This window comes from Rhodococcus kronopolitis (genome assembly GCF_042654025.1).
In the GTDB taxonomy this organism is placed as follows: domain Bacteria; phylum Actinomycetota; class Actinomycetes; order Mycobacteriales; family Mycobacteriaceae; genus Rhodococcus_G; species Rhodococcus_G kronopolitis.
This window is the reverse complement of sequence record NZ_JBHSFO010000012.1, coordinates 316582-342208: the sequence shown is the minus strand read 5'-3', so window position 1 is coordinate 342208 and position 25627 is coordinate 316582. Positions and strand designations below refer to the sequence as shown.

Annotated in this window: 20 protein-coding genes; 9 read left to right on the top strand and 11 right to left on the bottom strand. The window is 70.9% G+C overall.

Annotation, left to right across the window (positions count from 1 at the left end; translation table 11 throughout):
- Window positions 1-57: 57 nt before the first annotated feature.
- Entirely contained in the window at window positions 58-1638 is a 1581-nt protein-coding gene (locus ACFO6S_RS18565; RefSeq protein ID WP_378419435.1) for a flavin monoamine oxidase family protein, read from the bottom strand.
- A gap of 289 nt (window positions 1639-1927) precedes the next feature.
- Here ACFO6S_RS18565 and ACFO6S_RS18560 point away from each other — a divergent pair, with 289 nt between their 5' ends.
- Window positions 1928-3436, top strand: coding sequence for an APC family permease (locus ACFO6S_RS18560; protein WP_378419434.1), 1509 nt, complete (start codon window positions 1928-1930; stop codon window positions 3434-3436).
- On the top strand, window positions 3436-4191 hold the full coding sequence (locus ACFO6S_RS18555; protein ID WP_378419433.1) for an IclR family transcriptional regulator: 756 nt from the start codon (window positions 3436-3438) through the stop codon (window positions 4189-4191). Before ACFO6S_RS18560 ends, ACFO6S_RS18555 begins: the two co-directional genes overlap by 1 nt.
- 78 nt (window positions 4192-4269) lie before the next feature.
- On the opposite strand, the gene ACFO6S_RS18550 is transcribed toward ACFO6S_RS18555, so the two are convergent.
- Complete coding sequence (locus ACFO6S_RS18550; RefSeq protein ID WP_378419432.1) at window positions 4270-6012, bottom strand: DEAD/DEAH box helicase; 1743 nt, start codon at window positions 6010-6012, stop codon at window positions 4270-4272.
- Between the two features lie 58 nt (window positions 6013-6070).
- Between ACFO6S_RS18550 and ACFO6S_RS18545 the strand changes: the two genes are divergently transcribed.
- The 4 genes from ACFO6S_RS18545 to ACFO6S_RS18530 all read left to right on the top strand — a co-directional run bounded on the left by ACFO6S_RS18545 (window position 6071) and on the right by ACFO6S_RS18530 (window position 10545).
- Window positions 6071-6874: a carbon-nitrogen hydrolase family protein gene (locus ACFO6S_RS18545; protein WP_378419431.1), complete on the top strand. Its 804-nt coding sequence runs from the start codon at window positions 6071-6073 to the stop codon at window positions 6872-6874.
- Between the two features lie 58 nt (window positions 6875-6932).
- Window positions 6933-7559: a phosphoribosyltransferase gene (locus ACFO6S_RS18540; RefSeq protein ID WP_378419430.1), complete on the top strand. Its 627-nt coding sequence runs from the start codon at window positions 6933-6935 to the stop codon at window positions 7557-7559.
- Between the two features lie 171 nt (window positions 7560-7730).
- The gene (locus ACFO6S_RS18535; protein WP_378419429.1) at window positions 7731-9518 is read left to right on the top strand and encodes an AMP-dependent synthetase/ligase; all 1788 of its coding nucleotides are present in this window, start codon (window positions 7731-7733) and stop codon (window positions 9516-9518) included.
- A gap of 550 nt (window positions 9519-10068) precedes the next feature.
- Window positions 10069-10545, top strand: coding sequence for a hypothetical protein (locus ACFO6S_RS18530; protein WP_378419428.1), 477 nt, complete (start codon window positions 10069-10071; stop codon window positions 10543-10545).
- A 16-nt stretch (window positions 10546-10561) separates the two neighbouring features.
- On the opposite strand, the gene ACFO6S_RS18525 is transcribed toward ACFO6S_RS18530, so the two are convergent.
- Window positions 10562-11317, bottom strand: a complete 756-nt coding sequence (locus tag ACFO6S_RS18525; RefSeq protein ID WP_378419427.1) for a maleylpyruvate isomerase N-terminal domain-containing protein — start codon at window positions 11315-11317, stop codon at window positions 10562-10564.
- Window positions 11314-11937: an alpha/beta hydrolase gene (locus ACFO6S_RS18520; protein ID WP_378419426.1), complete on the bottom strand. Its 624-nt coding sequence runs from the start codon at window positions 11935-11937 to the stop codon at window positions 11314-11316. The genes ACFO6S_RS18525 and ACFO6S_RS18520 overlap by 4 nt, the downstream gene beginning before the upstream one ends.
- Window positions 11938-12014: 77 nt before the next feature.
- Between ACFO6S_RS18520 and ACFO6S_RS18515 the strand changes: the two genes are divergently transcribed.
- Window positions 12015-15458, top strand: coding sequence for a TM0106 family RecB-like putative nuclease (locus ACFO6S_RS18515; protein ID WP_378419425.1), 3444 nt, complete (start codon window positions 12015-12017; stop codon window positions 15456-15458).
- Between the two features lie 26 nt (window positions 15459-15484).
- Here ACFO6S_RS18515 and ACFO6S_RS18510 read toward each other — a convergent pair whose 3' ends face one another.
- Window positions 15485-16702, bottom strand: coding sequence for an amino acid deaminase/aldolase (locus ACFO6S_RS18510; RefSeq protein WP_378419424.1), 1218 nt, complete (start codon window positions 16700-16702; stop codon window positions 15485-15487).
- 104 nt (window positions 16703-16806) lie between these two features.
- Complete coding sequence (locus ACFO6S_RS18505; protein WP_378419423.1) at window positions 16807-17451, bottom strand: TetR/AcrR family transcriptional regulator; 645 nt, start codon at window positions 17449-17451, stop codon at window positions 16807-16809.
- A gap of 78 nt (window positions 17452-17529) precedes the next feature.
- Here ACFO6S_RS18505 and ACFO6S_RS18500 point away from each other — a divergent pair, with 78 nt between their 5' ends.
- Both ACFO6S_RS18500 and ACFO6S_RS18495 read left to right on the top strand, forming a co-directional pair.
- The gene (locus ACFO6S_RS18500) at window positions 17530-18843 is read left to right on the top strand and encodes a D-arabinono-1,4-lactone oxidase (protein ID WP_378419422.1); all 1314 of its coding nucleotides are present in this window, start codon (window positions 17530-17532) and stop codon (window positions 18841-18843) included.
- Window positions 18844-18887: 44 nt separating this feature from the next.
- The gene (locus ACFO6S_RS18495) at window positions 18888-20222 is read left to right on the top strand and encodes an amidase family protein (protein ID WP_378419421.1); all 1335 of its coding nucleotides are present in this window, start codon (window positions 18888-18890) and stop codon (window positions 20220-20222) included.
- Here the strand turns inward: ACFO6S_RS18495 and ACFO6S_RS18490 are convergent.
- The 5 genes from ACFO6S_RS18490 to ACFO6S_RS18470 all read right to left on the bottom strand — a co-directional run bounded on the left by ACFO6S_RS18490 (window position 20184) and on the right by ACFO6S_RS18470 (window position 25422).
- A complete protein-coding gene (locus tag ACFO6S_RS18490) occupies window positions 20184-21152 on the bottom strand; it encodes an adenosine deaminase (protein ID WP_378419420.1) in 969 nt (322 codons plus the stop codon). The two genes, ACFO6S_RS18495 and ACFO6S_RS18490, sit on opposite strands and share 39 nt — an antisense overlap.
- Window positions 21153-21155: 3 nt before the next feature.
- Complete coding sequence (locus ACFO6S_RS18485) at window positions 21156-22508, bottom strand: DUF1254 domain-containing protein (RefSeq protein ID WP_378419419.1); 1353 nt, start codon at window positions 22506-22508, stop codon at window positions 21156-21158.
- Window positions 22508-23269, bottom strand: a complete 762-nt coding sequence (locus tag ACFO6S_RS18480; protein ID WP_378419418.1) for a crotonase/enoyl-CoA hydratase family protein — start codon at window positions 23267-23269, stop codon at window positions 22508-22510. Before ACFO6S_RS18480 ends, ACFO6S_RS18485 begins: the two co-directional genes overlap by 1 nt.
- Window positions 23270-23332: 63 nt before the next feature.
- Window positions 23333-24820, bottom strand: coding sequence for an MFS transporter (locus ACFO6S_RS18475; RefSeq protein WP_378419417.1), 1488 nt, complete (start codon window positions 24818-24820; stop codon window positions 23333-23335).
- Window positions 24817-25422 carry a PadR family transcriptional regulator gene (locus ACFO6S_RS18470; RefSeq protein ID WP_378419416.1) on the bottom strand — a complete coding sequence of 202 codons (606 nt, stop codon included), beginning with the start codon at window positions 25420-25422 and terminating at the stop codon, window positions 24817-24819. The genes ACFO6S_RS18475 and ACFO6S_RS18470 overlap by 4 nt, the downstream gene beginning before the upstream one ends.
- Window positions 25423-25627 lie beyond the last annotated feature (205 nt).

Below are 25627 nucleotides of genomic sequence, written 5' to 3'. Positions count from 1 at the left end.
CGGATCGGGTGGTTCGGTTCACGGTGTCTCCTTGGCGGGTGTGGTTCGAGGGTGCGGTCAGGCGGCGGCGGCGACGCGCTGGTGCAGCGCGGTGACGACGTCACGCGCCGAGGTGAATGCCCCGTGCTGCCAGGCGATTGCGTTGGACAGGTGGTCGCCCGCGAAGTAGATGCGCTCGACCGGTTCGAGCAGCGTGGTGTACTCGGGTGTCGCGACTCCGCCGTGCGAGTCGCCGGCACCCTTCCAGCTCATCCACGCTCCCTCGGAGTACTTGGCCCGGCGCCAACTCCCCGAGAACGAGGCGGCGATGTCCCGGCCGTATTTGTCGCCGTGGACTGCAGAACCCTCCGCCACCGCCTTGGCCAGGCGCTGCTTGTGGGTGAGGGATTCGAACGCCTGCTGGCGCTTGCCGACGTTGTAGTACCCCACCACCACGCCACGATCCGACCCGTAGTGGTCGTACGGGAACATGATCTGGGATATGTCCTTGTCGGTGTTGGAGGCCCCGCCGTAGATCCGGTCCTCGGTCTCCCACCAGCGACGCGAGTACTCGATGCCGAGCTTGCCGGCGGAGACCGGAACCGCTCCCTGCAGCGCGGTCAGCACAGCGGCGGGCAGGTTGTTGTCGAAGCGGCCCACCAGGTTCGGGGGCACCGTGCAGATGCAGTAGTCGGCCTCGACTGACTGCGGCCGACCGTCCTGCACGTACTCCACCCGGACTCCGTCGGGCACGTTCTTCATCGCCGTCACCTCGGCACCGAACTTGATCCTGTCGAGGCCGATCCGGTCCCGGAAGGCGTAGAAGATCCGGTCCATCCCGCCGACGGGCGTCATCATCATCATGGCCTGGTCGGCACCGAACTCGAAGCTGAAGCTCCGCCCGAGACCGCCCCGGATCACGTCGGACATCGCGAACGGCGTGGTCTGCGTGCCGAAGTTCAGTCCGGCGCCCGGCTCCGACGAGAACCCGCGGCGTGAGGACCCGACGTACCGGCCGTCGCTGGAGAGATCGCCGAAGTCGCTGAGGAACGACGCCAGCGCCTCCTTGTCCTGCGGGCTGAGCACCGTGTCGAGTGCTCCCATGGACGTGGCCTTGTGCAGCAGTTCGGACATGTACCCGTAGGTGTCGGCCTTGGCCGCGCGGTACTGCACGGACTGCCCGGATACCGCGGTCTCACTCTTGTAGTGCACGACCGTGTTGGCGTTCTGGTTGCCGAACGCCTGGATCTCGACGCCGAGTTCACGGCAGTAGTCCAGGGTGATGTGCCCCTGGGGGATGCGAGTGGCGCCGAGGTTGTAGAAGTGCCCGTCGGAGAACGTGCAGGTCTGCGTCTCGCCGCCGAGTTCGGTCTCGGTGGTGCCGGCCCGGACCGAGTACACCCGGCCACCGGGCCGTGAGCGCGCCTCGAGCACGGTCACGTCGTATCCCGCCTTGCCCAGCTCGTAGGCCGCGCACAGTCCGGCGGGACCACCGCCGAGCACCACCACCGAGCTCTTACCGGGCGCACGGCCGATCAGGTCACCGGCCGACGGCGGCTGGAACCGCTGCGGACTCGCACCGGCCGCCGGCGCCAGGCCGATCGACGACATCGCACCGAAGGCCAGGCCTGCCCCGCCGACGACTCCCAAACTCTGCATGAATGATCTTCTGGTGACACTCAATTCGCGCTCCCATCGTGCACTTTCCGACGTCTTCAGGGTGGTTCGGGAGCAATCCTGCGGGGCCGGTGAGTCCGGTCCGATACGGCGGCGAAACAGTTCGCGACGCCACGAGTGAGAACGGCGACGCGGCGTCTCCCACTCGCGGCGCATGCTCCGGACCCAGAGTCGAAACCTTTGCGAAACACTTTCCGGATACGTTCTCCTGCACCGGCGCCCGAGCGCGCCCGGCCTGCTGTGGGGATGCGACGACGGTGCTGGAGGTGCCATGACGGCTCTTGCCGAGGCGATCGCGAGGTCCTTCGCCGCGGGCGAACCCGACCGTCCCGCGCTCTCGCCGCTACGCGCGCTGGGACGCCGCCAGCTGACTGGGTACGAGGTGCTGGCACAGTCCGTGGCCACCACCGCGCCTGCCGCGTCGATGGTCCTGCTCCCGGTCACGATGCTCACCCACGAGACCCTGTTGGCCGGGCTGGTGACGATCATCGCGGCCACCGTATTCATCACCGTGATCGCCTGGTGCGTAAGCCAGTTCACCCGACGACTCGCCGCGTCCGGCGGCCTGTACACGTTCGTCTTCCAGGGCCTGGGCACCCGGGCTGCGCTCACCACCGGCGTCGCGATGCTGGTGAAGTACCTGGGCAGCGGCGCGCTGACGCTCTACCACGGTGGCCAGGCGCTGATCGCGCTCTGCGCCCAACTGGGCGTCGAGGTGCGCGGACCCGGTGCGGCCCTGGTCTACCTCGGAGTGGCCGCCGCGATCCTCGCGGCGCTGGTCCGCGGGGTCCGGTTCGCGGCGGTGGCAATCCTCGCAGTAGAGATATGTTCGCTGATGTTCATCGTCGGTCTGATGCTGGTGTCCGGGGCGTCGGACCAGGTGGCGCTGATCCCGCCGGACGCCGACGGACACGGCCTGCTGCCGGTGATCCTCACGGCGCTGTTCGCGCTCGCCGGATTCGAGTCGGCGACGTTCTTCGGCCCGGAGGCACGGCGACCGATGGTGACCGTCACGCGCACGGTGCTGGCGACGCCGGTGATCTGCGGCGCTCTGTTCGTCTTCGCCGGTTGGGCCGCCTGGAGCGGGCGTGCCGACAACCTCGCCAACGCCTATCTGCACGGATCGTCGACCGGGGTCAGTCCGGTTGTGGTGGTGGCGCTCAATCTCGGACTCAGCTGCTCGTGGCTGGCCTCGGCGATGGCGTCCTCCAACGCGGCGTCGCGACTGCTGTACTCGATGGGCGTCGAGCGGGTGCTGCCACGGGCACTGGCACACGTGCACCGCGGGTGGCGCACCCCGCACCTCGCCCTCGTCGCGGCGGTGGCGGCGATCGCCACCGCCGCGCCCGTGTTCACCGTCGTCGACGGGGCCGCGGCCGAGGCCAAGGTCGGGCTCCGGGTCGCGCTGCTGATCGCGTACGTGCTGGTGGCACTGGCCACGGTCCGCTTCCTGGGCCGGATCGGCGAGCTCACCGCGGCCGCACGGTTGGCCGGCCGACTCGGCGCGGCGAGCGGACTGGTCACGCTCGCGTACATCGTCGGATTCAACGCGCTCGACGGCGGAGGCGGCGGTCTCGCGGCGGCGGCCGCGGCGGGCACGGGGGCGCTGGCGTGGCAGTGGTACCTCGGGCGGGCGCGGCCGCGCAGCCTGGCCGCGGTCGGGGTGTTCGACAGCCCCGAGTCCGCGGACGTGCTGCCGGGGGCCGGCGTCTTCGCGGTCAATGCGCGGGGCGCCGTCGCGCTGGTCGGGACGGATCGGCCGGGCAGGGTCGGGCACTGATGCCGGCGCTGCGGCACGGCGCAGGCGAACCGGCCGGTCACGAACCCCGCGCGGTGCAGAAGGCGCTCGCGCTGCTCGAGGCCGTGGCCCAACTCGGCTCCGGCGCCTCCGCCCGCGACGTCGCGGCGCTGACCCGGATCCCCCCGGCTACGGCCTACCGGTTGCTCAATCTCCTTGTCGCCGACGGCTTCCTGGTCCGGGTGGAGGACCTGTCGGGCTTCGCACTGGGCCGACGGACCCGCGAACTGGCCGGAGCTGCGTCGGATCCGGTCACGGACGCGGGTCCGGTCCTCGAGGAGCTGCGGTCCCAGGTGCGCTACGGCGTGTATCTGGCCGCCTTCACCGGCGGCCGGGTACGCCTGGTGGACCGGGACCCCGACCACGAACTGAGCGGCGAGTCCGCCTGGACCTCCCACCTGCACGCGTCGGCGATGGGCAAGCTGCTGCTCGCGGCCAGTCCCGAACTGGTCACGCCGGGTCGGCAACGCCGGATCACCGCGTCCACGAAGGTCGAACCCGCCGAGTTGGCTGCGGAACTGCGGAGGGTGCGCGACGCCGACGCGGCCAGCGAGGTCGACGAGAGCCGGATCGGCCGGACGGCGCTGGCCGTGCCGGTGCGGACCGTGGGCGGCCGCATCACCGGTTGCCTCACCGCGATCGGCCGGACCGGCCGGCTGGTCGCGTCGGACGACGAGATCTGGGAGCTGCTCAGGGGATACGCGGCGCGCCTGCAGGGTTCGCGGACGGCGCCCTGACCGGGACGGCCGACCGGCACCCGGCGGACAGACAGAAGTGCCCGGCCACCGAGGTGACCGGGCACTTGCGTGTTTCCGTCAGTAGCGCTCGCGCCGGGGCTTGCGCTCGTCGCGGCCACCGTCGCGCGGCGGCCGGTGCCCGGGCGGGCCGTCGTCGAGGGTCAGCTGGATGAGCACCCCCGAGATCCGGGTGCGACGGAGCGCCTCGAGGGTCTCGTCGGCGAGATCCGCGGGCAGCTCCACCAGGCTGTGGTCCGGCCGGATGCTGATGTGCCCGAAGTCGCTCCGGCGCAGTCCACCCTCGTTCGCGATGGCACCGACAATGGCGCCGGGCGCAACACGGTGCCGCTTGCCGACGGCGATCCGGTAGGTGGCCAGCTCCTGGCCCTCCTTGCCGACCTTCGGTGCGTCGTCGAACTTGCGCGCGGGACGCTCGGCCCGGGGCTCGCGCTCCCGGCGGGGCGCCGGCGGCGGCTCGGGCGGCATCAGGAACGACTCGCCGTCGCGGGACAGCACCGCCAACGCCGCGGCGATGTCCGCGAGCGGCACGTTGTGCTCGCGCTCGTAGTCCTCGATCAGCCCGCGGAACATGGCCAGGTTCTCGGAGTTGAGGCTCTCGGTGATCGAGTCACCGAACTTGGTCACCCGCTGGGCGTTGACGTCCTCGACCGAGGGCAGCTGCATCTCCGTCAGCGGCTGCCGGGTGGTCCGCTCGATCGCCTTGAGCAGGTGGCGTTCCCGCGGGGCGACGAACAGCAGCGCGTCACCGGTACGACCCGCACGGCCGGTGCGGCCGATCCGGTGCACGTACGACTCGGTGTCGTGCGGGATGTCGTAGTTCACCACGTGCGAGATGCGGTCCACGTCCAGACCGCGGGCGGCGACGTCCGTCGCGACGAGGATGTCCAGCGTGCCGTTCTTGAGCTGGCCGATGGTCCGCTCGCGCTGCGCCTGCACGATGTCGCCGTTGATCGCGGCGGCCGAGAACCCGCGCGCGCGAAGACGTTCGGCGAGATCCTCGGTGGCCTGCTTGGTCCGGACGAAGATGATCATCGCCTCGAAGGTCTCGACCTCGAGGACCCGGGTGAGCGCGTCGAGCTTGCGCTGATGCGCAACCTGGACCCAGCGCTGGGTGATGTTCGGGGCGGTCGACGTCTTGGTCTTGACGGTGATCTCGACCGGGTCGTGCAGGTACTGCTTGGAGATCTTCCGGATCGCGGCCGGCATGGTCGCCGAGAACAGCGCCACCTGCTTGTACTCCGGGGTCTCCGCGAGGATCTTCTCGACGTCCTCCTGGAAGCCCATCTTGAGCATCTCGTCGGCCTCGTCGAGCACCAGGTAGTCCAGGTGCGAGAGGTCCAGGGTGCCCTTCTCCAGGTGGTCGATGACGCGACCCGGCGTGCCCACGATGATCTGCGCGCCGCGGCGCAGGCCGGACAGCTGGACGCCGTAGGCCTGGCCACCGTAGATGGGCAGGACCTGCAGACCCGGGATGTGCGCGGAGTACTTGCCGAACGCCTCGGCCACCTGCAGCGCCAGCTCACGGGTCGGAGCCAGCACCAGCGCCTGTGGGTGCTTCTTGGTGGTGTCGATGCGGGAGAGGATCGGCACGGCGAACGCGGCGGTCTTACCGGTGCCGGTCTGGGCCAGACCCACCACGTCGTTGCCCGCCATCAACGGCGGGATGGTCGCGGCCTGAATCGGGGAGGGCGTTTCGTAACCGACATCCGACAGCGCCCGAAGCACTCGTTCCTCGATGCCGAGGTCGGCAAAGGTGGTGGTGTCTGCTTCGGGCTCGGGGTATTGCTCGGTGTCACTCATCTCCAGAGAAGTTTAACTCGTGGTATTCGGATTGCGGACTACCGGCCATACTCGTGCCATGGTCGAGATCGCAGTGGCCCAGTTCGCGCCGGGCCAGGACAAGAGCCAGAACCACCTGAGCGTGCGCAACCTGGTGGGCGCGGCGGCCGCCCGCGGGGCCCGGCTGGTGGTCGCCCCCGAGTACGCGATGTTCACCTCCCCGCGCCTGGACGAACAGCTCGTCGCGGCCGCCGAACCCCTGGACGGCCCGTTCGTCACCGGCCTGCTCGCGACGGCGGCGGAGTTCGGCGTACACGTCGTGGCGGGCGTCAACGAGTCGCTGACCGACGACCACCGGGTGTCGAACACCCTGGTCGCGGCCGGTCCGGACGGCCGGATCGTCGCCGTCTACCGCAAACTGCACCTGTACGACGCCTTCGGGTACCGGGAGTCCGAGGTGATCCGGGCCGGACCGGTCGAGGAGCCCGAGACGTTCGCGGTCGACGGCCTGACCTTCGGCATGCAGACGTGCTATGACCTGCGCTTTCCCGAGGTGACCCGGCGCATCGTGGACGCGGGGGCCGATGTCCTGCTGATGCCCGCCCAGTGGGTGCCGGGTCCGCTCAAGGAAGACCACTGGACCACGCTGCTGCGGGCCCGCGCGATCGAGAACACCGTCTACGTCGCCGCGGCCGACCAGAGCGCGCGGACGGGGTCCGGCAACTCGATGATCGTGGACCCGATGGGCGTGGTGCTGGCCTCGCTCGGCGAGACCGTCGGCACCGCCGTCGCCGACGTCAACGCCGAGCGCATTGCCGAGGTGCGGCAGCGGAACCCGGCGCTGGCTCTGCGCCGGTTCACCGTCACCGAGCACCGCGGGTAGTCCCGCGGGCTCCGGCGGGCCGACGGACGGAAGCCGGCGGCGTAGCGTCAGGACCAGCATGCTCTACGACAGCCGGACCACCGCCGGTCGAGCACTGTCCGCATCGCTCGGACACCTGCGCGACTCGGACCCGCTCGTGCTCGGCCTGCCGCGAGGCGGGGTTCCGGTGGCCGCCGCGGTAGCGCAGGCACTCGACGCCGAGCTGGACGTGATAGTCGTCCGCAAGCTGGGCGTTCCCTGGCAGCCGGAGCTGGCGATGGGCGCGCTCGGGGAGGACGACGTGCGGGTGCTCAACACCGACGTGCTCGCGCAGACCGGGGTGAGTCCGTCGGCCCTGGCCGACGTCGAGGCCGCCGAACGCCGTGAACTCCGACGGCGGGTGCTGCTGCTGCGCGGCGACCGCCCGCGGATCTCGCCGCGCGACCGGGTGGTGTTGATTGTCGACGACGGGATGGCCACGGGTGCCACTGCCGTCGCGGCCTGCCGGGTGGCCCGGGCCCAGCTGGCGGCCCGGCTGATCGTGGCGGTCCCGGTGTCGTCGGCGGAGGCGATCACCCGCCTCGAGGCCGAGGCCGACGAGGTGATCTGCCCGCTGGTCCCGCTGCAGTTGAACGGGGTGGGCGGGGCGTACCGCGACTTCCACCAACTCACCGACCACGAGGTCACGACCGCCCTCGGGACGTGATGTTCGCCTCACCTGACTGCCGAATCCGCAGTTCGCCACACTGTGAGCGACAGCCGGGCGACCACCGCCGACGCCGAGTCGGGCATACCGGACGCCCCAACCAGGTGCATCCCCCCTGTGAATGTGATCCAATGCACACCCGAAGTACATGCAGTTCACGAAGGGGTCCCAGTGCGAGAGTTCGACGTTCCGGCCGCGTTTTCCATCCCCGAGGACATTTCGATGGCGGACACGGTGTTCCGCTTCGAGCAGGAATGCCCCCAACACGTGCCGTTCCGGCGCTTGGTGAACGGGGCCTGGGTAGACGTCACCGCCGCCGAGTTCGCATCGCAGGTCAAGGCCGTCGCCAAGGGCCTGATGGCGTCGGGCGTCGAGCTCGGTGACCGCGTCGCCATCCTCTCCGGAACTCGATACGAGTGGGTGGTCCTCGACTACGCCATCTGGACCGCGGGCGGCTGCACCGTCGCCATCTACGAGACCTCCTCCCCCGACCAGGCCAAGTGGATCCTCGAGGACTCCGCGACCAAGCTGCTGGTCGTCGAGACCGCGACGCACACCACGGCCATGAAGGACGTCGCCGAGGCCGCGCCCGATCTTCGCGAGATGCTGTCCATCGAGGCCGGCGGCCTCGACGAGCTGACCACCCGCGGCGCCGGGATCAGCGACGAGGACCTGCACACCCGCCGTGGCCAGGTCGGCGCGGCGTCCCCCGCCACCCTGATCTACACCTCCGGCACCACCGGCCGCCCCAAGGGCGTCCAGCTCACCCACGCCAACTTCAGCGCCGAGTCGCAGGCCGTCAAGCTCGCGCTCGACGACGCGCTGTACGAGGGCAGCAGCACGTTGATGTTCCTGCCGCTGGCGCACGTGTTCGCCCGCGCGATCTCGTTCGGGGCCTTCGACAACAAGGTCACTGTCGGTCACACCGCGGACCTGACGACCCTGCTCGACCAGTTCGCCGCCTTCAAGCCGAACTTCATCCTGTCGGTGCCGCGTGTGTTCGAGAAGGTCTACAACTCCGCCAAGCAGAAGGCCGAGGACGGCGGCAAGGGCAAGATCTTCGGCAAGGCCGCCGAGACCGCCATCGCATGGAGCGAGGCGCAGGAGTCCGGCGGTCCCGGGCTGGTCCTCAAGCTCAAGCACGCCGTCTTCGACAAGCTCGTGTACTCGAAGCTGCGCGCCGCGCTCGGCGGCAACTGCGACCGCGCGGTGTCCGGCGGCGCGCCGCTCGGCGCCCGCCTCGGCCACTTCTTCCGCGGCGTCGGCATCCCCGTCTACGAGGGCTACGGCCTCACCGAGTCCAGTGCCGCCGTCACCGTCAACACCACCAAGGCGCAGAAGGTCGGCACCGTCGGCAAGCCGATCAGCGGACACGCCGCCCGGATCGCCGACGACGGCGAGCTGCTGATCAAGGGACCCGTGGTCTTCGACGGCTACTGGCACAACGAGAAGGCCACCGAGGAGGCCATCCGCGACGGCTGGTTCCACACCGGTGACCTGGGTTCGATCGACTCCGAGGGCTTCGTCTCGATCACCGGCCGCAAGAAGGAGATCATCGTCACCGCCGGCGGCAAGAACGTCGCCCCCGCGGTGCTCGAGGACGCGCTCCGGGCGCACCCGCTGATCAGCCAGTGCCTGGTGGTCGGCGACGCGAAGCCGTTCATCGGCGCGCTGATCACCATCGATCCGGAGGCGCTGCCCGGTTGGCTCGAGCGCAACGGCTTCGACACCGGCCTGCCGATGGCCGAGGTGATCAAGAACGTCGACCTGGTCGCCGAGATCGACGCCGCGGTCGCCGAGGGCAACCGGAAGGTCTCCAACCCCGAGCAGATCAAGAAGTACCGGATCCTCGACGTCGACTTCACCGTCGCCACCGGCGAGCTGACCCCGACGCTCAAGCTCAAGCGCAACGTCATCCACGAGTCGTTCGGCACCGCGATCGAGGCGATCTACTCCTGATCGACGCGATCCCCGACCGAGGGACGCGCTCGTATGACTGAATGGGTCGTTCCCGCCGAATCATCCGGCGGGAACGACCCATTCACCGTTTGGGTACCCGACTCGACGAAGGAGAGCCCCTGATGACGCTGCCCCTGCAGGACATTCTCGTGTACGACCCCGTGACCTCGTTCTTCAACTCGATCGCGCTCGCGCTCGGCTCGGCCGACGCCGTGATCATGACGTAGCGGTACCCGCGCTGTGCTGGTCACCCCGGGAGATCGCGGCAATTTACTCCTGACAATTCCGCCCCGATCGGGGCGGGTGTGTGGCTGAATGGGTCGTTCCCGCCGAATCATCCGGCGGGAACGGCCCATTTGTCGTTTCTTGTACCGACCGCACAGAGGAGTTATCGAATGCCTGACCCCGGCGAGATTGACGTCCCCATCGGCACCCTCGAGGGCGCGCTGGCCGAAATCTTCTCCCGCATCGCCTTCGCACTCGGCTCCACCGGCGGACTATGACCTAGCCGCCCCCGGCGCGGGATCGCGGTCGGGGTTCAATGGCAACCATGCCGACGACTGCGCACCCCGCCCCGGAGGGCGGCTCACCCGGATACGGTGACGCGTTTCCCAAGCTGCTGGTGATCGCCCCGGAGATCACGGCGCAGTCGCGGCTGCTGGACTCGTTGTACCTGGTGGGGGTTGCCGCCCGAGCCGGCGGCCGCGACGCGGCGGACCAGAAGCTGTTCGGTGTCCGCATCGTCTCCGACCCCTCCTCTGAATGGGAGTCGTTGCGGCCGTGGGTGCGTGCGGTCGTCGCGTTCGGCGCCGACGCCTGGGACGTGTCGCTGCGAACCCTGGCCCTCGACCCGGTCGAGTTTTCGCACGGCGTATCGGTTGCGGGTACCGGCGACCGACCGGCCACGGTCGTCGCCGCCCTGGGGCTCGAGGACGACGCGCTGACCGACGCGATGCTTGCGGAGGTCCTGGCCGCCGGACAGCGGGCCGCCGGACTGTCCTGGGGGTGCGGCGGCAGCGCCGGATGACCAGCCCGTGACCGGCTCAGATCCGCGCCGCGTCCAGCATCGCCCGCGCGACCTCGACGTCACCGGACACCTCCAGCGCGGCCAGCGGCCGCCGCCGCCATGCGGTCAGCATCAACTCCTGGGCGCGTCCGTGCACCACGACGTCCGCCCTCGACTGCCCGGTCTCCACCCGTACGCCGTCGGCACCGAATCGCAACAGCCACTCGGCGTTGTCGGTGTCCGTGCCGCGCAGGTGAACGGTCCTGCCGCGCAACGACTCCGGAACCGAACCCGCCGGAAGCACCCGGGCCAGCATCACCCGCGCCCACTCGTCGACACCGTCGGCCGCCGCGGTCGGGGCGAACGGATCGGGGGCGGGCCCGCCGGCGGCGTGCACGGCGTCCGCCGCGTCCACTCGGTGCACCGCGACCTCGTGGGCCTGCCTGCGCATCCAGAACCGCACCGTGCCGGACCCGACGAGCGTCGGCGCCTCGCGGTCCGCGCCGTAGCCGGCCAGGTCCGCGAGCAGCGCCTCGAGCGCCTCCCGGTAGGCGGGCAGGCAGGCCGGACCGTGGGGCAGCGACTGGACCGTGACCGGTTCGTCGAGCGTCGCCACGGGACCGGCTGCCAGGACCGCCCGCACCCAGCGGTGCACCCGGCCGGTGTGCCGGACCACCCGCTCGAGCGTCCACCCCGGCACCGTCGGCACGGGCAGGTCGAGGGCCTCGACGGGCATCGCGGCCAGCCGGTGGCCCTCGATCCGAAGCAGTTCCAGATGCTCGCCCGGGGTCACCGGCCCACCGTCGACCGCAACAGGAAGTCCGTCACGTCTGCGGTGACCCGCCCGGCAACCGGCTCGTGCAGCAGGTCGTGACCGGCATCCGCGTATTCCCACAGCTCGACGCCCTGCAACCGGGCCGCCCACTCCCGGGTGCCGTCGACCGGCGCGAGCCGATCGTCCACACCGTGCACGGCCAGGATCGGCGCCCGCACCTGCGCGAGCAGTTCCGGTTCGGTGGCCGCGTAGCGCGGGAGCCCGGACAGCACCACCGCCTCGAACAGGTCCGGATGCTCCGTCAGCGCGGTGATGGCAGCGACGGCGCCGAGCGAATGCCCCATCACCGCGAGCACTGCCCCCGGCCGCTCGGCGCGGGCAATCTCAGCCAGCCGAACCACGTTGACGCCGAGGTCCGGGACCGGGCCGTAGTCGCCGAGTTCGCCTTCGCTGAGGCCGTGGCCCACATGGTCCAGGGCCCACACCTCGATCCGCTCGGCCCCCAGCGCCCGGGCGAAGCGGTGGTAGTTCCCGCTGTGTTGACCGCGGCCGTGCAGCAGCACCAGGCCTGCGAGCGGCTCGGCGCACGGCCAGTGGCGGTAGTGGACCTGTCCGGAGGCCCCATCGTAGAACGGCACCGGAGGATTATGACCTCACCACCAGCCTTCCCGCCGACAGAATCGAACTGTCGGTTCCGTCTGCGATAGTCGTCCTCGTGTTCCTCCTCGACCATGAGTTGATCTACAGCGCCAGCGACCTCTCCCGGGCCGCGCAGTGCGAGTTCGCGCTGCTTCGCCGGCTCGACGCGTTGCTGGGGAGGATCGAAGCGGCGGCACCGGAGTTGCCCGACCCGATGCTGGTCCGGACGTCAAGCCTCGGCAACGCCCACGAGCGGCGGCGACTGGACGGATTCCGCGAGCGGTTCGGCGACGGCGTGGTCGCCATCGACCGCCCGGATCTCGACGTCGAGGGGTTGACCCGGGCCAACCTCGCCACGGTCGCCGCGGCCCGGTCGGGCGCCGACGTGATCTACCAGGGCACCTTCTTCGACGGTCGGTTCCTCGGATTCTGCGACTTCCTCGTGCGCACGGACGCCGGCTACCAGGTGGTGGACACCAAGCTGTCGAGGCACGCCCGGGTGCCCGCGCTGCTGCAGTTGGCCGCCTACGCCGACGCGCTGGCCGCAGACGGCGTCGCGACCGCGCCCACCGCGGCCCTGATCCTCGGCGACGACTCCACCGCGGCGTTCCCGCTCGGCGAGATCGCCCCGGTGTTCCGGCAGCGTCGCGACGAGCTCGTGCGGCTGCTCGACGCCCACATCCGCGGTGGCGGGCCCGTCTCGTGGGCCGATGTGCGCGGCTGCGGCCACTGCGACGACTGTGCCGGCGAGGTCGCGCGCAGCAGGGATCTGACCCTCGTCGCGGGACTGCGATCCACCCAGCGGGACAAGCTGATCCGCGCGGGTGTCACGACGATCGACGCGCTGGCCGGGTCCGCGGGGCCCGTCGACGGCATGGGCGCGCGCACCCTCGACTCCCTGCGCGGGCAGGCCGCCGCGCAGATCCGTCAGGAACGCAGCGGCACACCGGTGTTCGAGGTGATCGACGGCGGCCGCGACCTCGCCGGGATTCCGGCCCCCGATGCCGGCGACATCTTCTTCGACTTCGAGGGCGACCCGCTGTGGACGGACGGCTCCGCGGACTGGGGGCTGGAGTACCTGTTCGGGGTGATGGAGTCCGACGGCACCTTCCGCCCGTTCTGGGCGCACGACCGGGACCAGGAACGCCGGGCGCTGCTCGACTTCCTCGACTACGTGACCGAGCGCCGGAAACGCTTCCCGCACATGCACGTCTACCACTACGCGGCCTACGAGAAGACCGCGCTGCTGCGCCTGGCCGGCCGCTACGGCGTCGGTGAGGAGACCGTGGACGCGCTGCTGCGCGAGAACGTCCTGGTGGACCTCTACCCGGTTGTCCGGGGCGCGGTGCGGGTCGGCGCATCGTCGTACTCGATCAAGAAGCTCGAGCCGCTCTACATGGGCGAGAAGTTGCGCGGCGACGACGTCGCCACCGCAGTCGACTCCATCGTCGCGTACGCGAACTACTGCACACTTCGCGAACAGCACGACGGCGGTGCCGCCGATCAGGTGCTCGCCGAGATCCGCGAGTACAACGAGTACGACTGCCTCTCCACGCTGCACCTGCGGGACTGGCTGCGCGGGCTCGCCGCCGACCGCGGCGTCCACCCGCACCCCGTGCAGCAGGCGGTGGTCACCGCTGTCGAGCAGCCGAACACCACCGAGGTGGCGCTGCGCGACTACGTCGGCGACGCGCTGTCCGGGAAGCGCTCGGCGGACCAGCAGGCCGCCGCGTTGATGGCTGCGGCACTGGGCTACCACCGTCGCGAGCGGAAGCCGTTCTGGTGGGCGCACTTCGACCGGCTGACCGCTCCCACCGACGAGTGGGCCGACACCGCCGACGTGTTCGTGGCCGAGACGGTGACTGTCACCGAGGACTGGCACAAGAGCAACCCGCGGCAACGGAAGCTGCGTCGCACGCTGCGGCTCGTCGGCTCCTGGGGCTCCGGATCCACCACCCGGGTCGGCGGAAAACCGTTCGCGCTGTACGACGCGGCGACCGGGATCGGCTCCGCAGACGCGGCCGCGCGCGGCACCGTCGACGTCACGGTGGTCGCGATCGAGTCGGAGGTCGGGTCCGACGGCAGGCCCCGCGACGTGGTGGTCGTGGAGGAACTTCAGGGCAGCGTGCCCCATGACGGGGTACCGATGGCACTGGCGCCGGGCCGTCCGGTCCCGACGCAGCGGATCGAGGCCTCGATCTCCGAGCAGGCCGCGGCGGCCGCCGCGGCACTGCCCGCACTGCCCGGTACCGCCGCGGTGGACATCCTGCGCCGGACCCCGCCGAGGACCCGTTCGGGCGCCCCGCTGCCGGTCGCCGATCCGGACGACCGGGCACCCGCTATCACCGCCGCGCTGCTCGACCTGGACGACTCGTACCTGGCGGTGCAGGGCCCGCCGGGCACCGGCAAGACACACACCGGCGCGGCCGTGGTCGCGGAGCTCGTGGCCCGACACGGGTGGCGGGTCGGTGTCGTCGCACAGTCGCACTCGGTGGTCGAGAACATGCTCGACGCCGTGGTCCGATCGGGGGTCCCCGGCGAGCGAGCCGCGAAGAAGCCCGGCTCCGGGCTGACCACGGACCAGGCGTGGACGAGCCTCGATCCGAGCGGGTTCCCCGAGTTCCTGCGCCAACACGAAGACAGCGGCTGCGTGATCGGCGGCACCGCATGGGATTTCGCACACTCCGACCGGGTGCCGCCGGGCAGTCTCGACCTGCTCGTCGTCGACGAAGCCGGGCAGTTCTCACTGGCGAACACCGTTGCGGTCGGGATCTCGGCACGAAACCTGCTGCTGCTCGGCGACCCGCAGCAGCTGCCACAGGTCAGTCAGGGCATCCACCCAGAACCGGTGGACACCTCCGCCCTCGGCTGGCTGGCGGACGGTGCGGGCGCGCTGCCGCCGGAACTCGGCTACTTCCTCGACGTCTCCTGGCGGATGCACCCACTGGTCTGCGCGGCGGTGTCGGCACTGTCGTACGACGGGCGCCTGCATGCGAAGGAGTCGGTGACGACCGGCCGGGACCTGGCCGGCGTCGAACCGGGTGTCGCCACCCTGCTCGTCGACCACGCCGGGAGATCGACGTCCTCGCAGGAGGAGGCCGCGGCGATCACCGCCGAGGCGACCGGGCTCATCGGCACGCCGTGGACCCCGGCGACTGGCGAGGCGCCCCGCCCGCTCGGTCAGTCCGACATCCTCGTCGTCGCGCCCTACAACGCGCAGGCGGCGCTGATCCGGGCGCATCTCGCCGAGGCAGGCCTGGAACGAGTGCTGGTCGGCACCGTAGACAAGTTCCAGGGCCGGGAGGCCGCGGTGGTGTTCGTGTCGATGACCGCGTCGTCGGCCGACGACGTGCCCCGCGGCATGGGATTCCTGTTGTCACGCAACAGGTTGAACGTCGCGATCTCGCGGGGGAAGTGGCGGGCGGTGATCGTCCGGTCCCCCACACTGGTCCGGTACCTGCCCGGCACACCGGCGGGCCTGGCGGAGCTGGGCGCGTTCATGCGCCTGGACGGCGGGTAGCGCCGCCGACCCGCCGACGGGGAGTGTCAGCCGAAGCACTGCCCGTCGCCGCGGTAGGTGGGCACTACGGTGCGCGTGCCGTCGCCGTCCACCAGGTGCAGGGTGGTGAACCGCTCGCACAGCTCGCCCGCCTTGGCGTGCCGGAACCACACCCGGTCGCCGATCCGGACGGTCCCGGCGGCGAGGCCGGTGACCGGCGTCTGCACCTCGCCGACGCCCTCGTTGCGCAGCAGCTTCAACCCGGCGGGCCACACCGGCGTCGGCACCCGGGATGCCCCGGTCGGACCGGAGGCGACGTAGCCGCCCGCGAACAGCGTCGCGATCTTCGGCGTCGGGCGACGGACCGCGGACAACGCGAAGTACATGGCCGGCCGCGGCGTGAACGCGCGGTACCTGTCGAACAGGGTGGGGACGTAGAGCCCGGACCCGGCCGTGACCTCGGTGACCGAGTGGTCCGCGGAGCTCACCTCCAACGACCCGGTACCTCCGCTGTTGACGATCTCCAGCTTTCCGACCGCGGCCGTGACCGCGTCGACCACCGTGCCGCGACGCTTCGACAGCTCCGCCGCCGAGGCCTTCTTGACCATCCGGATCGCGGGGCTGCTGTCGGGCAACCCGGCGATCTGGGCCTCGTAGAACATCACGCCGACCACCCGGAAGCCGCGCCGGGTCGCCTCCCGCGCGACCGACTCGGCCTCCTCGGGGGTGCGCAGCGGCGAGCGCCGCACGCCGAGGTGCACCCGCCCGATCCGCAGCGACGCGTCGATGTCCAGGCAGACCCGTGCGGGCACCGCCGAGCTGCCCACCGCCGAGTGCACGTAGTCGAGGTGGTCGACGCTGTCGATCATCAGGGTGATCGAGTCGAGCAGCAGCGGGTCCGCGGCCAGCTCGGCGAGCGCCCCGCGGTCGGTGGTCGGGTAGCCCATCAGGACGTCGCGCGCACCGAGGCCCACCAACCAGATCGCCTCGCGCAGCGAGTACGACATGATGCCGCGGAACCCGCCGCGCGCGGTGAGCCCGGACCCGAGGGTCTCCTCCAGCACCGCGCGGCACCGCACCGACTTGCTGGCCACCCGGACCGGCGTCCCGCCGGCGCGCCGGACAAGGTCGGCGGCGTTCGCCCGCAACGACTGCAGATCCACCGCGGCAAGCGGCGGATCGAGCTCGCGGGTGGCGGCGTCCAGGCGCTCGGGCGTCGCGCAGTCACGCGTGTCGGCACCCGGCCGGTCAGAGATAGCGGTCATGGGGACGAGTCAACCACCCGAACTGGACGACTGTCCACGTCTTGGCCGGGCCATTTTTCGGGCGAACCGGTTCGGCGTGGCGGAATCCGGCCGACGCCCCGCGATCAGAGTTCGACGGCCTTGGCGGTGATCATCTGCACGAGGTCGTCGAGTTCGGCGATCACGCCCTCGCTGTCGCGGTCCACCAGCCACCGCAGCACGATCCCGTCGATCACGGCGAGCGCGAACCTCGCGATGTGCGGAACCGGCTCGGCCCACCTGGTCCCGGTGTGCTCGGCCGACTGCTCGAGGAAGTCCACCGCCCGCGCGTCCATGGTCTTGTACTGCATGTCCGCGATCAGGCCAGCAAGCTCCGCCCCGGCCGCCTGCTGCCGCAGACCGTAGGCGGTGATCTCGTAGGTGAGCAGCTGACGGTCCGGCGTCGCCTCGATGAGCGGCCACATCGCGGTTATGCCGCGGTGCAGCACCTCGCGCAGGCCGCGCAGGCCGACCTGGTCGTCGCTACCCTCCTGCGCCTGACCGAAGGCGTAGCCCAGGCCCTCACTGAGCTGCACGACGAGCGACTCCCCCATCGCCGCGACGAGCGCTTCCTTGCTGTCGAAGCAGTAGTGCACCACCCCGAGTGACACGCCCGCAGCCTCGGCGACGGCACGGATGGTGACCGAGCTGATGCCACCCCGCTCCGCAATGCCCATCGCGGATTCGACAAGTTGCGCGCGACGCTCGTCCGCCGGAAGCCTGTTCAGCATCTGATGATCCTAGAGTGCGGAAATAAATATTCACGAAAACTGTTTGACCTGGACGGCCGTCCAGATAGATTGGATGCCATGGATTCGCAGACCTGGCACAACTGGGCCGAGTGCGCAAGCGCCAGCCCCCGCCGATTCGCCACACCCGCCACCGTCGCGGAGCTCAGCTTCGAGATCACCCGGGCGGCGACAGAGGGCCTGCATGTCAAGTGTGTCGGCGCCGGCCACTCCTTCACCGCGGCGGCGGTGACCGACGGGGTACTGATCAGCCTGGACAACCTGTCCGGCATCGAATCCGTCGTTCGGACCGACGCCCCGGGCGCCCTCGTGACCGTCTACGCGGGGACACGCCTGAACGAACTCAATCCCACCCTCTGGAACCTCGGGCTGGCGATGGAGAACCTCGGCGACATCGACGTCCAGTCGATCGCAGGCGCGATCGCCACCGGCACGCACGGCACAGGCGCACGGTTCGGCGGCCTCGCCACCCAGGTTCGCGCGCTGACGATCGTGCTCGCGGACGGCTCGATCGTCGACTGCTCCCCGCACGAGAACTCGGAACTGTTCCAGGCGGCCAGGATCGGCCTCGGCGCCCTCGGCGTCATCGCCACGCTCACCCTGCAGTGCGTCCCCGCCTACACGCTGCGCGCAGTCGAGTCCCCGGACCGGCTCGGCTCGATCATGGACCGCATCGAGGAGAACGCCACCGGCGTCGACCACTTCGAGTTCTACTGGTTCCCGCACACCGACCGCGTGCTCACCAAGCGCAACACCAGGCTGCCTGCGGACGCACCGCTGAACCCGGTCAACCCGGTCCGCGGCTTCATCGACGACGAGCTGCTCTCCAACACCCTCTTCGAGGGTGTCAACAGGGTCGTCTCCCGGTTCCCCGGCGCCATCCCGAAGGTCAACGAGATCTCCTCGCGGGCCCTGTCGGCGCGCGACTTCACCGACCGAAGCTACAAGGTCTTCGCCTCCTCACGCCGGGTTAAATTCCGCGAGATGGAGTACGCGATCCCCGTCGAGGCGCTGCCGGAGACGCTGCAGCAGATCGACAGCTGGCTGAACAAGTCCGACTTCCGGGTCGCCTTCCCGGTCGAGGTTCGGGTCGCCGCCGCCGACGACGTGTGGATGTCCACCGCCAACGGCCGCGACAGCGCGTACATCGCAGTGCACCAGTACTACCGGCGCGACCACCGCGAGTACTTCGCCGCCGTCGAGTCCATCGCGCGCGCCGTCGACGGTCGCCCGCACTGGGGCAAGCTGCACTCCCGCACCGCAGCGGACCTGCGTCCCACCTACAAGCACTTCGACGAGTTCCGGGCCGTCCGGGACAAGTACGACCCGGCCCGGGTATTCGACAACGACTACCTGCGGCAGATCCTGGACTGAGCGTCGCTCCCGGACTGCGCGATCCGGCGCACTAGCCTGGTGCGATGACCGATCTGTCGCGCCGGGCATTCCTCTCGATCGGCGCCGCCACCGGCGCGGCGGCCCTGCTCGGCGGGTGCGGCGACGACGCCGCCGACCCCGGGGTCCCGCCGCTGCCCGGTGGCGGCCCCGCTGCCACCGCCACCCCGGCCTCGCGCGCCACCTGGCGCGTCCAGGGCTCGCCGCTGGTGACCGCCACCGGTTCCGGCGCCCTGGACGGGAAGTCCGTCGCGGTGACGGACCTGTTCGCGGTGGCAGGCCAGCAGGTCGGCGCAGGCAACCCGCGATGGCTGGCGCAGGCTCCGGTCGAGTCGCGCACCGCGCCCGCGGTGGCGGCCCTGCTCGCCGCAGGCGCGACGGTCACCGGCCTGGCCCAGACCGACGACCTCGGCTACGGACACTCCGGGGCCAACGACCTGACCGGCACCCCACCCAATGTGGCTGCGCCGGAACGCCTGCCGGGCGGCTCGACCTCCGGGGCCGGCAGTGCCGCCGCCGACGGAGCGGTCTCACTCGGGCTCGGCCCCGACACCGACGGCTCGGTGCGGATACCGGCCGCCTACCAGGGTCTGTACGGCTGCTCCGCGACCCGCGGCGCGGTGTCCACCGACGGCATGGTGGGCCTGAGCACCACCCTCGACACCGTCGGCTGGCTGGGCGCCGACCTCGATGTCCTCGCCGAGGCTGTGGCCGCGTCCGTACCGGCCACCCCGGCCCGGCCGCTGACCGCGGCGGTGACCTCCCGCGGCCTCGTCGCCGTCGCCGACGCCCCCGTGCAGGCCGCGACGAACGCCGCGCTGGCCGCCTGGCGGACCGCGGACCTGCCCCGCCTCGCCGACGAGAACTTCGACATCGGCGCGTTGCCGGACTGGTACGAGGCCGTCGCCACCGTCGTCGCGTACGAGGCCTGGCAACGGCACGGCGCATTCGTCGCCGCCGCGTCCACCTCGCTGAGCGCCGAGCCCCGGGAGAACTTCGGCCAGGCCGGTCGCACCTCGGAGGCGTCCTACCGCCGCGCCTCGGACACCCTCGCCGGCGCCGCGGCCGCGGTCCACGCCTTCCTCGGCGACCGGGTGCTGGTGCTGCCCACCACCGCCTCACCTGCGCCGCCGAGGTCGGACGGCGACCTCAGCGGCGAAACCTACCGCAACACCATGCGCAGCACCGGGATGCTCACCGCCGTCGCGACGGTCGCCGGACTGCCCACCGTGACCGTGCCGCTGCGCACCGCGGAGAAGAACCCGGTCGGGCTGTGCCTCGTCGGTCCCGCTGGACGCGACCTGGACCTGCTCGCCCTCGCGTCAGCCGTCGCCGAGCAGCTCCCGCTTGCGCTCCGCTGAGGCGAAGGACGCGCGAATCGAATTGCGGGCCAGCACCTCCCGCTCCTCGTCGGTCAACCCCAGCCCGGCCCGCAGGCCGGCGAAGTTGTCGTCGACGTAGCCCCCGAAGTAGGCCGGGTCGTCCGAGTTGACGGTGACCAGCAGCCCAGCGTCGAGCATGGTGCGCAGCGGGTGCTCAGCCATGGTGTCGACCACCCGGAGCCGGACGTTCGACAGCGGGCACACCGTCAGCGGGACCTGCTCGTCGACCAGCCGGGCCACCAGCGCCGGGTCCTCTAGGCAGCGCACCCCGTGGTCGATCCGCTCGACCCCGAGCAGGTCCAGCGCCTGCCAGATGTACTCCGGCGGTCCCTCCTCGCCCGCGTGCGCGACGGTGTGCAGCCCGTGCGCGCGGGCCCGCTCGAAGACCTCCACGAACTTCGACGGCGGGTTCCCGACCTCCGCCGAGTCCAGCCCCAGGCCCAGCACCGGAACGTCCAGTCGCACCAACTCGTCGAGCATCTCCCCCGCCTCCGCCGCAGGCCGGTCCCGCAGCACCGCGGCGATCAGCGCGGTGGAGACGCCGAACTCGGCCTCGCTGCCGCGGACGGCCTCGCCGAGCCCGTCGAGCACCGCCCGCAGCGGCACCCCTCGGACGGTGTGGGCCTGCGGGTTGAAGAAGATCTCGGCGTGCCGTACCCCGGCGGCCGCGGCGCGGGCGAAGTAGGCCCGGGCCAGGTCCGCGAAGTCCTGCTCGGTCCGCAGCACCGCCATGTTGGCGAAGTACAGGTCCAGGAACGACTGCAGGTCGGTGAACTCGTAGCGTGACCTCAGGTCGTCGAGGTCACGGTAGGGCAGCGCGACGCGGTTGCGCTCGGCGAGCGCGAGTATCAGCTCGGGCTCCAGGGAGCCCTCGATGTGCATGTGCAACTCGGCAAGTGGGGTCGACACGGGTCATCCCTCCGGTCGGGGTTCGGGGTCGGGTGGGGTCCAACTCGGTGCGGTGGGCAGGTAGGAGCGCAGCATCAGCACGAACTCGCCCGCCGGCGCGGGCAGCCAGTTCGACCGTCCGGCACCCGGTTCGGCGGCACCGATCCACAGGTCCAGCGAGCCGTCCGGGTTCCGCACCAGGCCCGGAGTCCGGTCGCCGATCGCATACCGCTGCAGTGCGTTCGGCACGAAGAACATGTCCGGCCCGTAGAGCGTGACCGACCAGAACCCGCGCGGGTCCACCGGCGGCAGCCCGCCTGCGGGAAAGTGCAGCCGGTAGCCGCGATCGCCTCGGAGCGGTTCGCCGTCCGCGTCGGTGCGCGTCACCGAGTACGCCGACTCCTCGGGCACGTTGGCGCCCAGACCGATCCGGGCCACGACGGCGCGCTGGAGGTAGTCGACGCCGTACCGGCCGGCGTCCGGCAGCGTCCGCCAGCCGGCACCGCCGGTCTGGGTCGCGGCCTCGATCCGGCTCTCCCCCAGCGTCATCCCGGATTCCAGCGCGGTCACCGCGGCGAGTTCACCGGCACTCGGCGTCCCGCCCGGCGTCACCCCGAGGGCGGCGATCCGGTCGAGCAACGGCCGGTCCGCCGGCGGCGGCGGGTTCGACGCGAGGACGGCGGACAGCTCGTCGAAGAACTCCGGTCCGGACGCCGCGAGCGCCTGCGGGGCGGGGTTGTTTCCGCAGTCGGTCGGCGGCAACGGCGGCGGGGCGTCGGACACGGGCGGTCCGACCACCCGCATCTCGTACCGCTGCTGCACCTCCCGGGCCGCGGGCAGGTCCGCGTCCGATTCGACCAGGGTCCGGCCGATCATCCACGCGTCCCAGGTCGGGGACTCGATCACCGCGACGCCGGGCGGCGGCGGACCCGAGAAGCCCGGCGGCACGATCAGCCGCGCGCCCGCGGCGGCTCCGGTCTCCCGGGTGCCGACGTTCGCGAAGACGTTGGTGTAGATGTCGAGGAACTGGAAGCCGAAGTACCGCTCCCCCATGTCCGGGTGGCTCAGCAGCACCGGTCCCGCCCGAAGATCCAGCCAGGCAATCGAATACAGGGTGTCCACGTTTGGCGCGACCACCGTCCTCGAGTCCGGACCGGAGAGCTGCGCCTGGCTGTAGAGCTGGTTGACCGGCAGCAGGCAGGTCATGTTCGCCCGGGTCCGGGCCAGCGTCACCGGCGCGGCGCCGTAGACGTAGCCGTCGGCGGCGACGTCCACCGGGTCCGGGGCCGACGGCTCGGATGCCGACGGGGCACATCCGCCGAGGAGCCCCGCCACCAGCAGCACCGGTGCCGCGAGCAGGACTCCTCGACGCCGCACTAGCGACCGGTCCAGACCGGGGCGCGCTTCTCCGCGAAGGCGCGGGGGCCCTCCTGCGCGTCCTCGGACGCGAACACCGGTCCCATCACCTCGAACTGCCGGGTGAAGGCCTCCTCGTCGGTCCAACCCGAGGACCGGACGATGACCTCCTTGGTGGCCGCGACGGCGAGCGGGCCGTTGGCGGTGATCCGCTCGGCCAGTTCCAGCGCGCCGTCGAGCGCCGCGCCAGGCTCGGTCAGCCGGTTCACGAATCCCCAGCCGTGCGCCTCCGCCGCGGTGAAGGCGTCGCCGGTCAGCGCCAGCTCGAGCGCCTTCTGGTACGGGATCCGCTTCGGCAGCCGCAGCAGCCCGCCACCGGCCGCGACCAGCCCCCGCTTGACCTCCGGGATGCCGAACCTGGCGTCCGTGGCCGCGACCACCAGGTCGGTGGCGAGCACCAGTTCGGTGCCGCCCGCGAGCGCGTACCCCTCGACCGCGGAGATGATCGGCTTGCGCGGGGGCGCCTCGGTGAACCCGAGCCCCTTGCCCGGGACGATGACGTTCTCCCCGGCCAGGAACGCCTTGAGGTCCATGCCCGCGCAGAAGTTTCCGCCTGCACCGGTGAGCACGGCCAACGACAGGTCGGGGTCGGCGTCGAGCTCGTCGACGGCGGCGGCCAGTGCGTGGCTCACCGCCGAGTTGATCGAGTTGCGGGCCTCCGGACGGTTGATGGTGATGACCAGCGTCCGGCCCCGGCGTTCGAGTAGCACTTCGTCAGACATGGCTCGACCCTAGGCGCTGGCGGCCGGATCCGAGTCGGCTCCGATCACATCCCGGGTGGCAGGTCAGGCCTCGACGGACTGCTCGGCGACATCGACGGGCGGCAGGTCCGACGCGCGGACTGGCCGCTCGAAGAACAGCGTGGCCACGAAGCCCACCATCAGCACGGCGGCAGGCAACAGCACCGACTGCGCCATCGCGGTGCTGAAGCCGTCGCGGATGAAGTCCGGCAGCACGCCGTCGACGGCCTCCCCGCCGCTGGCGGGGACCCCGTTGGCCGTCAGCCGGGAGGTGATCAGTGCGCCGATCCCGGCGCTGCCGAGCACCGCACCGATCTGCCGGGTGGTGTTGTAGACGCCGGACCCCGCGCCCGCGGACTGCATCGGCAGGTTGCGGGTGGCCGTCGCTGCCAGCGGCGACCAGATGAAGGCGTTCGCGATGCCCATCAGCCCGATCGGCAGCAGCAGCTCCCAGATCGCGACGTGCGGCGTCATCACCAGCGCCAGCCAGCCGAGCGAGATCGCGAGCATCAGGAAGCCCGGCGCGGCGATGTACCGCGGGTGCGCGCGGTCCACCAGCTTGCCCACGTTCGGCGCCAGCACGCCGGTGAGCACCGCCATCGGCACCATCAGCAGGGCGGATCCGGTCGGCGAGAGTCCCCGCACGGCCTGTGCGTAGAACATCAGCGGGAGCACCATGGCGGTGATCGCGAAGCCCATGGAGGTGATGCCGATGTTCGCGAGCGAGAAGTTCCGGTCCCGGAACAGGCTCAGCGGCAGCAGCGGCTCGTTCTTGTTCCACGACTGGTACCAGATGAACACGCCGAGCAGCACGACACCGAGTCCGATCAGCAGCCAGATCCGCGCCGACCAGTCATAGGAGTTGCCCTCCTGCAGGCCGAACACCAGGGCGAACATGCCGAGCGCGCTGAGAATCACCCCGGGGATGTCGAAGCGGTGACTGTGCGTCGGGAGCACCGGCACGTACTTGACCGCGGCGAGGAAGGCGATGACGCCGACCGGCACGTTGACGATGAAGATCCACTCCCAGCCGAGGCCGTCGACCAGGACGCCGCCGGCCAACGGTCCGACGAGGGTGGCGACGCCAGCGACCGCTCCCCACAGGCCCATCGCCGTGCCGCGCTTGTCCGGCGGGAAGATCCGGGTGATGACGGCCATCGTCTGCGGGGTCATCAGCGCGGCGCCGAAGCCCTGGAACACCCGCGCCACGATCAGCGGTTCGATGCTGCCCGACAGCCCGCACCAGAGGGAGGCGAGGGTGAACACGGTCAGGCCGATCAGGTAGAGGTTCTTCGGCCCGAAGCGGTCACCGAGACGCCCGGTGACCAACAGCGGCACCGCGTAGGCCAGCAGGTAGGCGCTGGTCACCCAGACGACGCTGTTGATGTCGGTGTGCAGGGCCGTCATGATCGCGGGGTTCGCCACCGAGACGATGGTGGAGTCCACGAGGATCATGAAGAACCCCAGACACAGCGCCCACAGCGCCGGCCATTGCTTGATCTCCGTGTTCTGGCTGAACTCGGTCACGGTCATCCCCTTGCCGGTTGGCTGAGTCGGTCTCTGATGAGTTCTGTTGTGAGCCACGGCAGTTCGCCGGACTCGATCTCCGCCACCGACGCGGCCATCCAGTCCAGCTCGGTGGCGGCGAGCGCCCGCAGGTAGTCGAGCCCGAACCAGAAGACGCGCGGCCGGTCCGCCGCGACGTGCACGGCCCGCACGGCGTCGAGCTCGTCCAGCTCCGCCTCGACCGCCGCAATCCGGGCCCGGAGCAGTCGGCACACGTCGGCGGCCGCGAGGTTGTGCGCCTCGGCGAGCGCCAGCGGGAACTGCGGGTACTCGCGGACGGGGGCGCCGAGCAGTTCCGCGATCCGGGCCTCGAGCGCGGCGCGACCGGCGTCGGTGACGGTGTAGGTGGTGCGTTCGGGGCGGTTGCCGGCGCGCTCGGTGCCGAGCACCGCGACCAGTTCGGCCCGCTCGAGCCGGGCCACCGCGTGGTACAGCGAGCCCGGCCGGACCTTCACCACGCGGTCGACGCGACGTTGGAGCAGCAGTTGGTGCATCTCGTAGGGGTGCATCGTGCGCTCGTTGAGCAGCGCGAGCACGGTGATCGCGAGCGGTGTCAGAGCCGTGGCCACTGCGCTCCTCCGATCCGTGTCTACCCCCACCAATTAGTCCAGGTGGAATATACGACGCGGAATAGGCCGCGGCAACACCGTGCCGGGACCGATACCGTGACGGGGTGGACGCTCATCACCTCGACATCGTCGCGCTGGCCTGGTCGCGCGCGCTGAGACTGCCCGACACCGCGCTCGCCCGCCCCGGCACCCGCCGGGTTCTGGT